This window comes from Nocardia sp. PLKS1-43, assembly GCF_059510335.1.
This window is the reverse complement of sequence record NZ_JCAJZQ010000004.1, coordinates 92,797-106,568: the sequence shown is the minus strand read 5'-3', so window position 1 is coordinate 106,568 and position 13,772 is coordinate 92,797. Positions and strand designations below refer to the sequence as shown.

Here is a 13,772-nt window from a genome sequence, read left to right as displayed (position 1 = left end):
TCGCGCCGACGTTCGGCAACCTCGCCGAGAATGTCCAACGCCGTCGAATCCTTCAGCGCCCCAAAGAGTTTCAGTTCTTGGGGAACTTCAGCTTGGACAGATCGATGCCGTCCAGGCCCGGCGGCAGCTGGTCGAGTCCCGACGGCATGCCGGACAGGTCGGGCATCCCCGGCGGCATGGCGGGCAGCCCCGGCATGCCCGGGAAACCGCCGCGCACCTTGGGCGGAGTGGGACCGCGACCGCCCTTCTTGCCCTTCTTCCCCTTCTTGCTGTTGCGCCGGTTGCCGCCGCCGCCCATGCCCATCTGACGACCCATCTGCGCCATCATCTTGCGGGCCTCGAAGAAGCGGTCGACCAGCTGGTTCACATCGGTGACCGTGACGCCGGAGCCGTTGGCGATGCGCAGGCGGCGGGAGGCGTTGATGATCTTGGGATTGGCCCGCTCGGCCGGGGTCATACCGCGGATGATGGCCTGTACCCGGTCCAGCTGCTTGTCGTCGACGGCGGCCAGGGCGTCCTTCATCTGGCCCGCGCCGGGCAGCATGCCCAGCAGGTTGCCGATCGGACCCATCTTGCGGATGGCCAGCATCTGATCGAGGAAATCCTCGAGGGTCAGCTCACCACTGCCGATCTTGCGCGCGGCCTCCTCGGCCTGCTGCGCGTCGTAGACCTGTTCGGCCTGCTCGATCAGGGTGAGCAGATCGCCCATGCCCAGGATGCGGCTGGACATGCGATCGGGGTGGAAGACGTCGAAGTCCTCGAGCTTCTCACCGGTGGAGGCGAACAGGATCGGCTGACCGGTCACCTCACGCACCGACAGCGCCGCGCCACCGCGGGCATCACCGTCCAGCTTGGTGAGCACCACGCCGGTGAAGCCGACGCCGTCGCGGAACGCCTCGGCGGTGGTGACCGCGTCCTGGCCGATCATCGCGTCCAAAACGAACAGGATCTCGTCGGGCCGCACCGCGTCGCGAATGCCCGCGGCCTGCGCCATCAGCTCCTCGTCGATGCCGAGGCGGCCCGCGGTGTCGACGATGACGACGTCGTACTGCTTGTTGCGCGCCTCGGCGATGCCGTCCTGCGCGACCTTGATCGGGTCGGAGGCGGTGATGCCGAGCGGATTGTCGCCGCCGCCTGCCGCGGTACGAGCGTCGGGCCCGGAGGCGGCAGCCTGCGTAACCACGGAGGGCCCGCTCGTGCCGCTCGTCGATATCGTGGTGCCGGGATGCGGTGCGAAGACCGGGACCTCGGCGCGCTGACCAACCACCTGCAGCTGCGTGACCGCGCCGGGACGCTGCAGATCGCAGGCCACCAGCAGCGGCGTATGCCCTTGTCCCTTGAGCCATTTCGCGAGCTTTCCGGCGAGGGTGGTCTTACCGGCGCCCTGCAGGCCCGCGAGCATGACCACCGTCGGCGGTGTCTTGGCGAACTGCAGCCGCCGGGTCTCGCCGCCGAGGATCGCGATCAATTCCTCGTTGACGATCTTGACGACCTGCTGCGCCGGATTCAGCGCCGCGGAGACCTCCGCGCCCTTGGCGCGCTCCTTGACCCGGGCGATGAAACCGCGCACCACCGGCAGCGCGACGTCGGCCTCGAGCAGGGCCAGGCGAATCTCCCGGGCGGTCGCGTCGATATCCGCCGGTGACAGACGCCCCTTGCCGCGCAGATCGCTCAGTACACCGGTCAACCGGTCGGAAAGGGATTCGAACACCGATCGCGCTCCTGATCTCGAGGGACGTCACTCGACATACCAGGGTAATGCGCGCATGCCGATCGAAGGATTCACCCTAGTCGTTCCCGGTTTCGGTGTTCGCGGCACCGGTGGCCCGCCCGCTCGGGCACCGGCGTCGGCCCGCTATTCCAGCAAGCTGCGGCGCGGCCGCGGCGTCTGGCGGATATCCCGATTCTCGTTGGTGACCATGCCTACCGCCTCACGGGCGGTCAGCCCCAACTCCAGGGCCATCGAATCCAGGCCCGCCCACTCGGCCTCGGTCGGCGTGCGGCCGTTCACCGTGGAGGCGATGGTCATCGCGGTCACCGCCTGCTGCCCGGACAGCGTGCGACCGGGCAGCCAGGACACCACCCAGCGGTCGCCACCGACACAGCGGGCAATGTGTTGCGTCAGATCACTGGTCATCGTCGATGCGGAAACGACTTCAATTGCCACTGGCTCGCTCCCTCGTGCTCGAAAAGCTCGGACAAGCCTCGAACAACATCCACGGCATGCGGGCCGCTATCACCGCAACCCCAGAGCACACCGTCTCCGCCAATGTGACAGCACAGATCCGCTCTGATCGTAGAGTGACACGCCTGATCAAATCTTCAGGTAGTAGCAAATATCACGCAACAATCCGGTCACTGACAGACGTCCAGTTTGTCCGCAACGTCCCCGGCGGGGCGGCCGATGGCGAACCGGGGCGGAAATCCGGTGCGATGTCCGTTTCGGCCGGAACTTTCCATTTCCGCCGAAATGCCGCTCGCGCCCGGCTTATTCGGCGTCTTGCTGTGGTGGCGGCGGGGGCGTCTGCGGCGGGACGACCGCGAGTACCGCGGCCGCGATCCCGTCCCGCCGCGCCGGACTGTCGGTATCGCCCAGATCCAGGCAGAACGCGTCCACGACGATGGCACCGCGGGTGACCACCTTCGCCCACCGCACATCCGCGCCCACGCCCGCCAGCGCACGGGCGAGCCGGCTGAGCAGTCCGATCCGGTCCTCCGCACGCAGTTCCAGCAACACCTGACCGGCAATTCCGGTGTCGGCCCACAGAATGCGGGGTTCGGCCTGCGCGTACGGGCTCGGCGGCAGGCCGGCCTCCCGCTCCTTGCGCTCGAGCACCGCCGCCAGATCCAGTTCGCCGTTCACCGCGCGGATCAGATCCTGGCGCAGCAGGCCGGCATCGGGCGGATCGCCGAATTTCGGTGCGACACGGAAGATATCGATCGCCGAATCCCCCTCCGATCCGAGCGAGGCCGACAACACCCGCAGCGAATGCAGTGCGAGCACGCCCGCGGCGTCGGACAGCAGCCCCGGAGTGTCGGGCGCGACGACGGTCACCACGTGGCTGAAACGTCCCTCGCCCGGCGACAATTCGACGTGCACGCCACCGGATTTCGCCTTGACCAGCAGGTCGGGATCGATCGGATCGGGTTCGGGAGCCTTCTCCCCGGCCATCGCCAGCCGGGAGCGGCGCACCAGCTCCCCGATCAGCGAGGCCTTCCAATCACCCCACACGCCCGGGCCGGTGGCCAGCGAGTCGGCTTCGGCGAGGGCGTGCAGGAGTTCGAGCAGCTGCGGGTCGCCGTCCAGCGCTGTGACCACCGTCTCGGCGGTCGACGGATCGGCCAGATCGCGGCGCGTGGCGGTATCGGGCAGCAGCAGGTGATGCCGGACGATCGCGCTGAGCGTGCGCACATCCGAGGGCCACAGCCCGAGCCGGCGGCCGATCTGGGTGGCCAGCTCGGCGCCGACGATGCTGTGGTCCTCGGTGCGGCCCTTGCCCAGATCGTGCAGCAACGCACCGAGCAGCAGCAGATCCGGGCGCGCGACCCGGGTGCTCAACGCCCCCGCGTAGGCGACGGTCTCCACCAGATGGCGATCCACCGTCCAGGTGTGCACCGCATCGCGCGGGGGCAGGTCGCGCACCGCCCCCCACTCCGGAAACAGCCTGCCCCACAAGCCCGTTCGATCCAGTGCCTCGATCGCGGCGATGGTGGCGCGGCCGGTGCCCAGCAACACCAGCAGATCGTTGAGCGCCTCGCGCGGCCACGGCTCGCGCAATTCGGGCGCGTCCTCGGACAAGCGGTTGAGCGTGGTCGCCGACATCGGCAAGCCGTTCTGCGCCGAGGCCGCGGCCACCCGCAGGATCAGACCCGGATCCCGTTGCGGGCGGGCGTCGCGGGCCAGCACCACCTCACCGGCGTGCTCGACCACCCCCTCATCGAGTGGTCGACGCACCGGCATGCGGCGAAGCCTGGCCAGCCCGCGACGTGGCAGGGCGTTACCCGCCGTGCGCAACCCGACGTCGACCGAATACCCCACCGTGCGGGCGGCATCACTCAACGTGCGGGCCAGATCGAAACGGTCGCCGATCCGCAGCGCTGCGCCGATCTCGTCGGCATCCTGGGCGCGCAGCTGATCGCGAGAACGTCCGGCAACGCGATGCAATTCAGTGCGCACATCCAGCAGCCGGCGATGCGCGTGCTTCAACCCGCCGCCCGGGACGTCGGGGCCGAGGCCCGGCATGGCGTCGGTCAGCTGGGCGATGGCGAGCGCGTCGAGCAACTGGATGTCGCGCAGACCACCGCGCCCGTTCTTCAGATCGGGTTCGGCGCGATGCGCGATCTCCCCGCTGCGCCGCCACCGGGTCTGCGCCTGCTCCACCAATTCGCCGAAGCGGGAACGGATTCCGGTGCGCCACTCGCGGCGAACGCCGCCGATGAGCAGATTGCTCAACTCCGTGTCGCCGACGATGTGCCGGGCGTCCAGCATGCCTAGTGCGGCGGTGAGATCGTCGGCGGCCACCCGCAGCGCCTGCGGGACCGTGCGCACACTGTGGTCCAGTTTGATGTGCGCATCCCACAGCGGGTACCACAGCCGATCGGCCACCTCGGCCACCCGCGCCGGATCGACGTCGTCGTGCAGGAGCACCAGGTCCAGATCCGAGTACGGCAGCATCTCGCGCCGTCCCAGACCACCGACGGCGACCACGGCCAGGCCGCTGTCCGCGGTGATGCCCAGTTCGGCGCCCTTACCGGTGAGCCACAGATCGTGCAGGTCCACCAGCGCCTGCCGCAGCGCATGCGCGTCCAGTCGCGGACGGCGAACCTGCCCGCCCTCCAGCAGCTGATCTCGAGCCCGCACCAGATCCGTTGCGCCGCTCGGCGTGTCGCTTTTCACCTGCACCACCCAACCCTCGTGCGGGCGGCCCCGCGCCCTACCGTCGCCCGGTGGGAGCGGGGCCGCCGATCGACCCGCTGACAGAGAGATCGTGCGCGCTAGAGCGCGTCGCTGCCACGCTCTCCGGTCCGGACCCGTACCACGGCCTCCACCGGCGTGACCCAGACCTTGCCGTCACCGATCTTTCCGGTGCGCGCGGCCTCGACGATCACCTCCACGACCTTCTCGACCGAGGTGTCGTCCACGACGACCTCGACCCGTACCTTCGGCACGAAATCGACCGAATACTCGGCACCGCGGTAGACCTCCGTGTGCCCCTTCTGCCGTCCATAGCCCTGTACCTCACTGACGGTCATCCCGAGCACACCCGCCTGCTCCAGACCGCTCTTGACATCTTCGAGCGTGAATGGTTTGACGATTGCAGTGATCAGTTTCATATCGGTCATGCCTCCTTGACGGCGGTACGTGCCGTGCCACCCACAGCAGCGAAATCGTATGCCGATTCCGCATGCTCCGAATCGTCCATACCCTCGAACTCTTCCTCGGCGGTGGCCCGCAACCCGATGGTGAATTTGATGATGTAGGCCAGAACGAGCGACACGATGAAGGAGAAAGCGAGCACGCTGACCGCGCCGACGGCCTGCTTTCCGAGTTGGGCGAAACCGCCGCCGTAGAACAAGCCCTTGGCGCCGTTCAGGCTCGCCGACGCACCCGATTCCGGAGCCAGGAACAGCCCGACCATCAGGGTGCCGATCACACCGCCGACCAGGTGAACGCCGACCACGTCGAGGGAATCGTCGAAGCCGAGCTTGTACTTCAGGCCGACCGCCAGCGCACAGGCGATTCCGGCGACCGCGCCGATCGCCAGTGCGCCCAGCACGTTGACCGAGGAACAGGACGGGGTGATCGCGACCAGACCGGCGACCAGGCCCGAGGCCGCGCCCAGGCTGGTGGGTTTGCCGTCGCGGATCTTCTCCACCAGCAACCAGCCCAGCATCGCCGCGCAGGTGGCGAAGGTGGTGGCGATGAAGGTCGAACCGGCCAGTCCGTTGGAGCTCACCGCGGAACCGGCGTTGAAACCGAACCAGCCGAACCACAGCAGACCGGCGCCGAGCATCACGAAAGGCAGGTTGTGCGGACGCATCGGAGCCTTCGGCCAGCCCTTGCGCCTACCCAGCACGATGCACAGCGCCAGGCCCGCGGCGCCGGCGTTGATGTGCACCGCGGTACCGCCGGCGAAGTCGATGGCCTGCAGCTTGTTGGCGATCCAGCCGCCCTGGTGAACGATATTGCCCGCGGCGTCGGAGACGTTGAAGTCGAAGACCCAATGCGCGACCGGGAAGTACACGACGGTTGCCCAGACCGCGGCGAAGACCAGCCAGGCGCGGAACTTGAGGCGGTCGGCCACCGCACCTGAGATCAGTGCGACGGTGATGATGGCGAACATCAGCTGGAATGCGACGAAGACCGTCATCGGGATGGTGCCCGCGAGCGGGATGTTCACCCCGTGCACCGCGGCGGCCCCGCTGGCGGGATCGGCGGGCGCTGCTTTCACGCCGTTGGAGCCGACCAGCCCCTTCAGCCCGAAGAATTGGGCCGGGTTGCCGATCACGCCGAACTTGTTGTTCCCGAACGCTTCCGAGAACCCGTAGATCGACCAGAGCACTCCCACGATGCCCATCGCGCTGATGCTCATCATGATCATGTTCAGTACGTTCTTCCCGCGGACCATGCCGCCGTAGAAGAACGCCAGGCCCGGGGTCATCAACAGGACGAGTGCCGAGCTCGCCAGCATCCATGCGGTATCGCCGGTGTCCGGCACACCGACCAAGGGGTACGCCACCTTGTTCCTCCTCATCTCGGGCCCGGCCATAAAATGCGGCAAACGAGCCTGCACAGAAGGTTGGCTATTCGGTGTTTCATCCGTGCCGCCCCCGTGTTTCACATGAGTGAACGGATGCGCTCCCCGTGTTGCTACCATGTTTCGTTTCCTACACAGCCGTTTCCGGCTCACTGTGAGGTTCGTGTCGCGGTGCGGAATTCATCGATGAACGCGCAGTTCAGCCGATACGCGCCGCCAGCCGCGGATCGGAAGTGAAGATCACCGGCCGATACACAGCCCGGAATCGGCACCAACGCCCGGTGAATACCTCCGCTACCCACCGATCCCCACCCAGCTACCGAACCCGCCTCGTCCGCCCGGTCTCCATACTTCGAACAACGCCGACGGAACTGCCCGGGTCGTGCGACGCCGAGGTGAAGCCGAAGCAAACCAACACAATTCGCATTTCGTCGCACAGCGCCGTATCGAAACATCTCATGGATCACCCCGGGCCCGCCCACTCTGGACAACGCTCAGAATTCCGCGGCACGGCGAGACTTCTGGGCCCTCGAACAGCCGCAGCGAAGCGCAGACGGCAGATCCGGCTCAGCCCAGCAGGGCGTCGACGAATGCGCCGGGTTCGAAGGGGGCCAGATCGTCCGCGCCCTCGCCGAGGCCGACGAGTTTCACCGGGACGCCGAGCTCGTGCTGGACCTGGAAGACGATGCCGCCCTTGGCCGTACCGTCGAGTTTGGTCAGCACCACGCCGGTGATGTCGACCACATCGGCGAACACGCGCGCCTGGGTCAGGCCGTTCTGGCCGACGGTGGAGTCCAGTACCAGCAGTACCTCGTCCACGGCGGCCTTCTTCTCCACCACGCGCTTGACCTTGCCCAGCTCGTCCATCAGGCCGGTCTTCGTGTGCAGGCGGCCCGCGGTGTCGACCAGGACGACGTCCACGCCGTCATCGATGCCGGTGCTGACCGCGTCGAAGGCGACCGAGGCCGGATCCGCGCCCTCGCGGCCGCGCACGGTGTGCGCGCCGACCCGTTCACCCCAGGTTTGCAACTGGTCGGCGGCCGCGGCGCGGAACGTGTCCGCCGCGCCCAGCAGCACCCTGCGGCCGTCCGCGACCAGGACGCGCGCGAGTTTGCCGGTGGTGGTGGTCTTGCCGGTGCCGTTGACGCCGACCACCAGCAGGATGGAGGGGTGATCGTCGTGCGGCAGGGCGCGAATCGATCGATCCAGCTCGGGGCGCAGGGCCTCGACCAGGACCGAGCGGAGCGCGGCGCGGGCCTCGTCGGCGGTGCGGACGCTGCGGGCGGCCAGTTCGCTGCGTAAGCGTTCGACGATGGTCGAGGTGACGGCGGTGCCGAGATCGGCCATGACGAGCGTGTCCTCGATCTCCTCCCAGGAGTCCTCGTCCAGGTCACCGCCGCCGAGCAGGCCGAGCAGGCTCTTTCCGACGGCGTTCTGCGAGCGGGCCAGCCGCCCGCGCAGCCTGGTCAGACGGCCCGCGGTGGGTTCGATCTCCTCGAGCTGCGGTGCGGGCGCTACGGTTTCGACGGGAGCGGGAATCTCCTCGACGACCGCGGGCGGTTCGGGGGCGGCCTCGGGTTCGATTGTCGGCACCGACTCGGCAGGCGCTTCGACCAGCGGGGAGCTGGGCCGCGTTTCGGTTTCCGCCTGCCGCGTTTCGACCTCGGGCGCTTGGATCTCCGCGATTCCGGCCTCGGCGGTTCCGGTCCCGGGCGCTTCGACCTCGGCCGTTCCGGTTTCTTCGACCTCGGGTTCGGGCAGCCGGACGTCGGTGATCGCGCGGCGTACCGAATCGCGCGGAATCGCCGCGTCGTCGCCGATATGCGGTTGCCCCTCGTCATCGGTCCGCTCGACCGGCACCGGTTCGGGCTGCGGCGGGGCCAGTGTGCTCGCGCCCGCGCCACCCTGACTGAAATTGAATCCACCGGCCGCGGTGTACCCGCCGGACCGGTCCGTCACCTCCTTGGCCGGCGTGGCTGGAGTCAGCTTCACCCGGCCGCGCTTGTACCGGACGAATCCAGCGACGACGAGCGCCGCCACCACCAGGGCGGCGATCACGGCGATCAGAATCCAAGCTTGCGCAGTCACGCCCCCATCCTTACAGAACGCCGACCGCAGACCGGCAGGGCCGCGCGACGGGCGGGTAATCCGAAACTCTCAACCTGTGGTTTCGACTCGGCGGGCCGCGCGAAAGTGTCCGACACCGCGCGGTAACACACATCTCGGCAAATTTTGCGATGACACGCCGGAATTGCCGAACATGTGCGGTTCACCTACCGACCGGTCTGCCCGTCTCGGTGTCCCGACGCCGAAGCAGGGGCGAATCCATCTCAGAGACAATAGGATCGGCGATGTGACCGATCGAAATGTGCTTGGGGGACCGCTGGAGGAGTGCGGCACCGATCCTCTCACCGGCTTCTATCGGGACGGCTGCTGCAGCACCGGCCCCGAAGACCTGGGCAGCCATACGGTGTGCACCGTCGTTACCGCGGAGTTCCTGGAGCACCAGAAGTCGATCGGCAACGATCTGAGTACGCCGCGTCCGGAGAACAACTTTCCGGGACTGCAACCCGGCGATCGCTGGTGCGTGGTCGCGGTGCGCTGGCTGCACGCCCACGAAGACGGCGTCGCTGCCCCCGTCATCCTGGCCGCCACCCACGAGAACGCGCTCGAGGTCGTCCCGATGGAAACGCTCCGCAAATACGCCGTGGACGTCCCGGACGACGTCAGCGACCTGCTCTGAACTCCGCTGCCGGGCAGGGACTACGCGCGCGCCCAGGCAAATGTGACGAGTCACACACCGGTCGCGGTCCCGCCGTCGACGCGCTCGTATTCGGTTCCCCGTTCGCACGATCCAGGTCGAAGCAGGAGTCGATCGGCGCTCGGCGGAGTCGTCTCGCCCGGTTGTCCGAATCGGTCGACGCGGATGGCGACAAGCCCGATCCGCCGCGGGCCGCCGACAGCCGGATTCCGGTGAATCGGCGGCAAGGCCGCCTCACCGGTGCGTAACGGCGGCCCGATCGCCACGCGAATTTCGCCTGCGATGCGCCTTCTGACGACAGGCGGCCGAACAGTAGCGCGCAGGGCGGCCCAGGCCGGTGGCTTTCAGGTGGGTGCCGCAGATCGGACAGCGCGGCGAATTGTTTTCGTTACTCATTTCGTTACGAATCGAGCGGCTGCCGTCGAGTTTCGTCGCGGTGGCCGCCGGCACGGCGCGCAGGGCGTCCAGGGCGATCCGGGCGGCCTTGACCAGTTCGGTTTCGGAGTTCGAAACGCGCTGTATCGCAACGCATCCGGTGATCAGCGCGGAGACGTCCGCGACGGTGACGTCCGGGCGCGCGGCGCCGCACCGCTGGGCTTCGGTGAGCAGGGCGTGCAGAGCCTGGCGGAACCGGTCCCCCGCGCCGCGCACGAGGGTGCGCGGCCAGCCGTCATCGGCGGTGATCAGATCGCAGACGGCCTGGCTGCGCGGCGAGGTGCGGACGACCTCGGCGCAGAATTCGAAGAAGGCCGCACCGACGTCCGGGGCGCTCAGACAAGCCGTCGCGCGGGCGGTCATGTGCTCGATACGCTGCTGCATCACCGCCTCGAGCAGGTCGGCCTTGGTCGGGAAATGCCGATAGACGGTGCCCGCGCCGACACCGGCGCGACGGGCTATCTCGGCCAGTGAGACCGAGGTGCCGTGATCGGCGAAGGCGCGTTGGGCGGCGGTCAGCACCAGCGCGCGATTGCGCCGGGCATCGGCCCGCGCCGCGGGACCGAAACTCTGTGACGGGGAATTCATTTCGTTACGGCACCCCTTTGCGCGGACCTGGCGAATCGAGTCGCGGCACCCGTATCGTCCGGAATACGGGTTACCCAACCCGGATTCTACCGACACGGAGACAGGTGATCATGTCCGCACAACACGATCGGATACTCGTCACGGGCGCCACCGGCAAGCAGGGCGGCGCAACCGCGCGCAGGCTGCTCGGCGACGGCATTCCCGTCCGCGCCCTGGTCCGCGATCCGGACACCGCGGCCGCACGCGCGCTGGCCGAACTCGGAGCCGAATTGGCCGTCGGCGATTTCGACGCACCGGACAGCATCGCGGCCGCGGTCCGCGATGTGCGCGGAGTCTTCGGCGTACCGCCGGCCGCCTACGGTCCGGACGGCTGGGACGTCGAACTCGAGGCGGCTCGCGGCGCGACGCTCGTCGCGGCGGCTCGCGCGGCGGGCGTCGAGCAGTTCGTCTTCACCGGAGTGGCCTCCTTCGCCCGCGACAAGCAGTGGGGGGCCAACGGAAAGCGGCGCATCGAACGCGTGGTGGCCGACAGCGGGATGCGCTACACCCTGCTGCGACCGGTCCGATTCATGGAGAACTATCTGTTCCAGGGTTTCTCGGTGGACGGAATCCGCGACGGAGTGCACCGGCATCTGTTCCCCGCGGACCTCCCGATCCAGATGATCGCGGTCGAGGACATCGCCGCCGTGGCGGCCCTGGCCTTCGCCGATCCGGACCGCCTGCACGGCCGCACCCTGGACCTGGCAGGCGATCAGCGCACCATGCGCGATGCCGCCGCGACCATCACCCGGACCGTCGGAATTCCCGTGCGCTACGAGGAGATTCCCGAGTCGGAGGCCGCCGAACGAGGTCCGTCGATCCTCGAGGTCTGGCGGCTCGCACGCGAGGGGGACAGCTGGAACGCGGACATACCCGCCGTGCGCGAAATCCACCCGGGCCTGCGTACTTTCGACACCTGGCTGGTCGAAACCGGTGCAGCCCAGCTGAAGTCCCTGCTCACGAACCAGCAAGGCGAACAAGGGCCCGAGAACTAGACGAACGGCGGCCACGCACAGGCGAATTCACGCCAGGACCGATTCCGGGTATGTATGCCGAGCAGTCTCCGGATCATCACCGCATGCGCCGCCGCAACGAATTCTCGAGCGGCGCATGCCCCCGGCGACCAACCCGGCCTGCTTCATTTCGCCGGGTACTGCGAGTAGTCGTGCGGCCCACGCTGGCGACTCGCGCGGCGAGGAATGGTCGGCCGGCATCCGGACCGGTCGCTCAGCGACGCGCATACGCCGAGACGACGTCGAGAGGCTCCTCGCCGACGACACCGAGTGGCGGCTGTTGCACGGCCGTCGCGCCGCGATCGAATGGGGACGCTGCGATCGACCAGCAACCGGACAGACACCGTTCGAAGTAGGAGGTCGACTCGGGCGAGTGTGCGAATATCCGGTATCGGATACACCGGGAGCAACCGGGAACAGTGCACTGGCACACCCCCGGCTATTAGGCTGTAGTCGAGCGGGATCCGGATTCCGCCCTTTCCACAGTGACGTCAGAGCGAGTCGTCGACTTCACCGCGACGAACCGGCGATTCAGCCGAAGCGAATGCCGATATTGCGTGGTCCGGCCGCGGATCGCGGCGAGACCGAGGAGCACACGATGAACCAGCAGTCGTTCGAGTTCTGCGACGAGGTCCTGCAGCAATGTTTCGGGACCGGCGTCGCGCTGTCCCCGCGCATGCGCCGAGACGACATCGAGAGGCTCCTCGCCGACGACGCCGAGTGGCGGCTGTTGCACGGCCGCCGCGCCGCGATCGAATGGGGCATTCGGGACGCCGTCGACATCGCCATCACCTCGGAGTGTTTGCTGGTCACCGCGCGGGGACTGGTGTATTCCGCCAGGTTGCGGACCACGCCGTCGGCGAAGTCGTCCGGAGCGCTCTATTACCTGGCCACGCCGACGTCGCTGTTCGAGCCGATCGTCGATCGGGTGCGGGTCACACCATTGCGGCCGGGATCGGCCGCCGCGGTGGACGACAGGTTCGGACATGATCTGGTGTTCTCCTGGCCGCTCGACGCCGGGCTGCGCCGCATGCTCGACGACCGGCCGGTTCTGCGCATGGAATCCGTTGGGAGGCCGTGATATTCGCGGCACGATACCGCAGATGTCCGGCCCCCGGGCGAGTCCGGGGCCGACTGCGTCGTATCGGCGTGGCCGCCGCGCTGATGATGGCCGGCGGGTGGTTCGCCACACCCCCGGCGACCGCCGACGCGACGCCGACGGTGTGGCTGTGCCGGCCCGGGCAGGCCGATGACCCGTGTGGTGGCGGTACCGATGCCCCGGTGGACTGCTTCTACGTCTACCCGACCGTATCGCTGCAGCGGACAGCGAACGCGGACCTGACCGTCGGGCCCGAGGAGCGCGCGGTGGCGGCCGACCAGGTCGCACCGTTCGACGGCCGCTGCAATATCTGGGCGCCGATGTACCGGCAGGGCACCCTGCTCGGCCCGGCCGGCCCGCCACGCACACCACGCGTCGCCGCCTCGGACGTCGCCTACGACGACGTCCAGGCCGCCTGGGAGGAATACCTGGCACACGAGAACCACGGGCGCGGCGTGGTCTTGATCGGACATTCGCAAGGGGCGATCATGCTGCGAATCCTGATCCGCAAACGGATCGACGCGACTCCGCAGCAGCGGTTGCTGCTCTCTGCCATCCTCCCCGGCGCCAACGTGCTGGTGCGGCCGGGCGCGCTGACCGGCGGCGATTTCAGCTCGATCCCGGCGTGCACCGACAATGCGCAAACCGGCTGCGTAATCGCCTATTCCACCTACGCGGCCATGCCGCCCCCGGACACCCGATTCGGGACGACGCCGACCGAGCCGAACACCACCGGCACCCGCGACGGACTCCCCTACGGCCCGGGCTACGAGGTGCTGTGCACCGATCCGGCCGCGCTGGGCTCCGGTACCGACAGCGGATTGCACGCCATGATCGCCGGCCTCGTCGTGACCGGCTACCGCGGCCACTGCACCACCGCCGGACCCCGCGTGCTGATGATCGAGGGCAGCGGCAACGGCCTCCCGCCCGCAACCGCCCTGCCTGCCCTGCCGAACCCGAGCTGGGGCCTGCACAACTTCGACATGAACATCGCCCAGCAGGACCTGCTCGACCTGGTCACCACGCAGACCCGATCCTGGCTCTACCGGCAGCACCACCCCGGTCGCTGAGCACCTCGG

The 13,772-nt window shown here is 68.3% G+C and carries 11 protein-coding genes; 4 read left to right on the top strand and 7 right to left on the bottom strand.

What is annotated here, in order from left to right; genetic code table 11:
* Positions 1 to 70 precede the first annotated feature (70 nt).
* From AC5WS7_RS15975 to ftsY, 6 genes are all read right to left on the bottom strand, one after another.
* The gene (locus tag AC5WS7_RS15975; RefSeq protein ID WP_495955286.1) at positions 71 to 1,711 is read right to left on the bottom strand and encodes a signal recognition particle protein; all 1,641 of its coding nucleotides are present in this window, start codon (positions 1,709 to 1,711) and stop codon (positions 71 to 73) included.
* 144 nt (positions 1,712 to 1,855) lie between these two features.
* On the bottom strand, positions 1,856 to 2,167 hold the full coding sequence (locus tag AC5WS7_RS15970) for a hypothetical protein (RefSeq protein WP_495955285.1): 312 nt from the start codon (positions 2,165 to 2,167) through the stop codon (positions 1,856 to 1,858).
* A 321-nt stretch (positions 2,168 to 2,488) separates the two neighbouring features.
* On the bottom strand, positions 2,489 to 4,906 hold the full coding sequence (locus AC5WS7_RS15965; RefSeq protein WP_495955284.1) for a [protein-PII] uridylyltransferase: 2,418 nt from the start codon (positions 4,904 to 4,906) through the stop codon (positions 2,489 to 2,491).
* 89 nt (positions 4,907 to 4,995) lie between these two features.
* A complete protein-coding gene (locus AC5WS7_RS15960; protein ID WP_495955912.1) occupies positions 4,996 to 5,334 on the bottom strand; it encodes a P-II family nitrogen regulator in 339 nt (112 codons plus the stop codon).
* Between the two features lie 5 nt (positions 5,335 to 5,339).
* Positions 5,340 to 6,755, bottom strand: a complete 1,416-nt coding sequence (locus AC5WS7_RS15955; protein WP_495955283.1) for an ammonium transporter — start codon at positions 6,753 to 6,755, stop codon at positions 5,340 to 5,342.
* 570 nt (positions 6,756 to 7,325) lie between these two features.
* Entirely contained in the window at positions 7,326 to 8,846 is a 1,521-nt protein-coding gene (gene ftsY, locus AC5WS7_RS15950; protein ID WP_495955282.1) for a signal recognition particle-docking protein FtsY, read from the bottom strand.
* A gap of 265 nt (positions 8,847 to 9,111) precedes the next feature.
* Between ftsY and AC5WS7_RS15945 the strand changes: the two genes are divergently transcribed.
* Positions 9,112 to 9,501, top strand: coding sequence for a DUF2237 family protein (locus AC5WS7_RS15945; RefSeq protein ID WP_067888406.1), 390 nt, complete (start codon positions 9,112 to 9,114; stop codon positions 9,499 to 9,501).
* Between the two features lie 252 nt (positions 9,502 to 9,753).
* On the opposite strand, the gene AC5WS7_RS15940 is transcribed toward AC5WS7_RS15945, so the two are convergent.
* On the bottom strand, positions 9,754 to 10,542 hold the full coding sequence (locus AC5WS7_RS15940; protein ID WP_495955281.1) for a TetR/AcrR family transcriptional regulator: 789 nt from the start codon (positions 10,540 to 10,542) through the stop codon (positions 9,754 to 9,756).
* 110 nt (positions 10,543 to 10,652) lie between these two features.
* On the opposite strand from AC5WS7_RS15940, the gene AC5WS7_RS15935 reads away from it, so the two are divergent.
* From AC5WS7_RS15935 to AC5WS7_RS15925, 3 genes are all read left to right on the top strand, one after another.
* The gene (locus AC5WS7_RS15935) at positions 10,653 to 11,576 is read left to right on the top strand and encodes an NmrA family NAD(P)-binding protein (protein WP_495955280.1); all 924 of its coding nucleotides are present in this window, start codon (positions 10,653 to 10,655) and stop codon (positions 11,574 to 11,576) included.
* 616 nt (positions 11,577 to 12,192) lie between these two features.
* Entirely contained in the window at positions 12,193 to 12,675 is a 483-nt protein-coding gene (locus AC5WS7_RS15930) for a glucose-6-phosphate dehydrogenase (protein WP_495955279.1), read from the top strand.
* A 68-nt stretch (positions 12,676 to 12,743) separates the two neighbouring features.
* Positions 12,744 to 13,763, top strand: coding sequence for a DUF3089 domain-containing protein (locus tag AC5WS7_RS15925; RefSeq protein WP_495955278.1), 1,020 nt, complete (start codon positions 12,744 to 12,746; stop codon positions 13,761 to 13,763).
* Positions 13,764 to 13,772: the final 9 nt, after the last annotated feature.

Coding starts and splice junctions, on each gene's coding strand:
- AC5WS7_RS15940 (WP_495955281.1), bottom strand. CDS start 10,542: ATGAATTCCCCGTCACAGAGTTTCGGTCCCGCGGCGCGGGCCGATGCC.
- AC5WS7_RS15930 (WP_495955279.1), top strand. CDS start 12,193: ATGAACCAGCAGTCGTTCGAGTTCTGCGACGAGGTCCTGCAGCAATGT.
- AC5WS7_RS15955 (WP_495955283.1), bottom strand. CDS start 6,755: ATGAGGAGGAACAAGGTGGCGTACCCCTTGGTCGGTGTGCCGGACACC.
- AC5WS7_RS15935 (WP_495955280.1), top strand. CDS start 10,653: ATGTCCGCACAACACGATCGGATACTCGTCACGGGCGCCACCGGCAAG.
- AC5WS7_RS15960 (WP_495955912.1), bottom strand. CDS start 5,334: ATGAAACTGATCACTGCAATCGTCAAACCATTCACGCTCGAAGATGTC.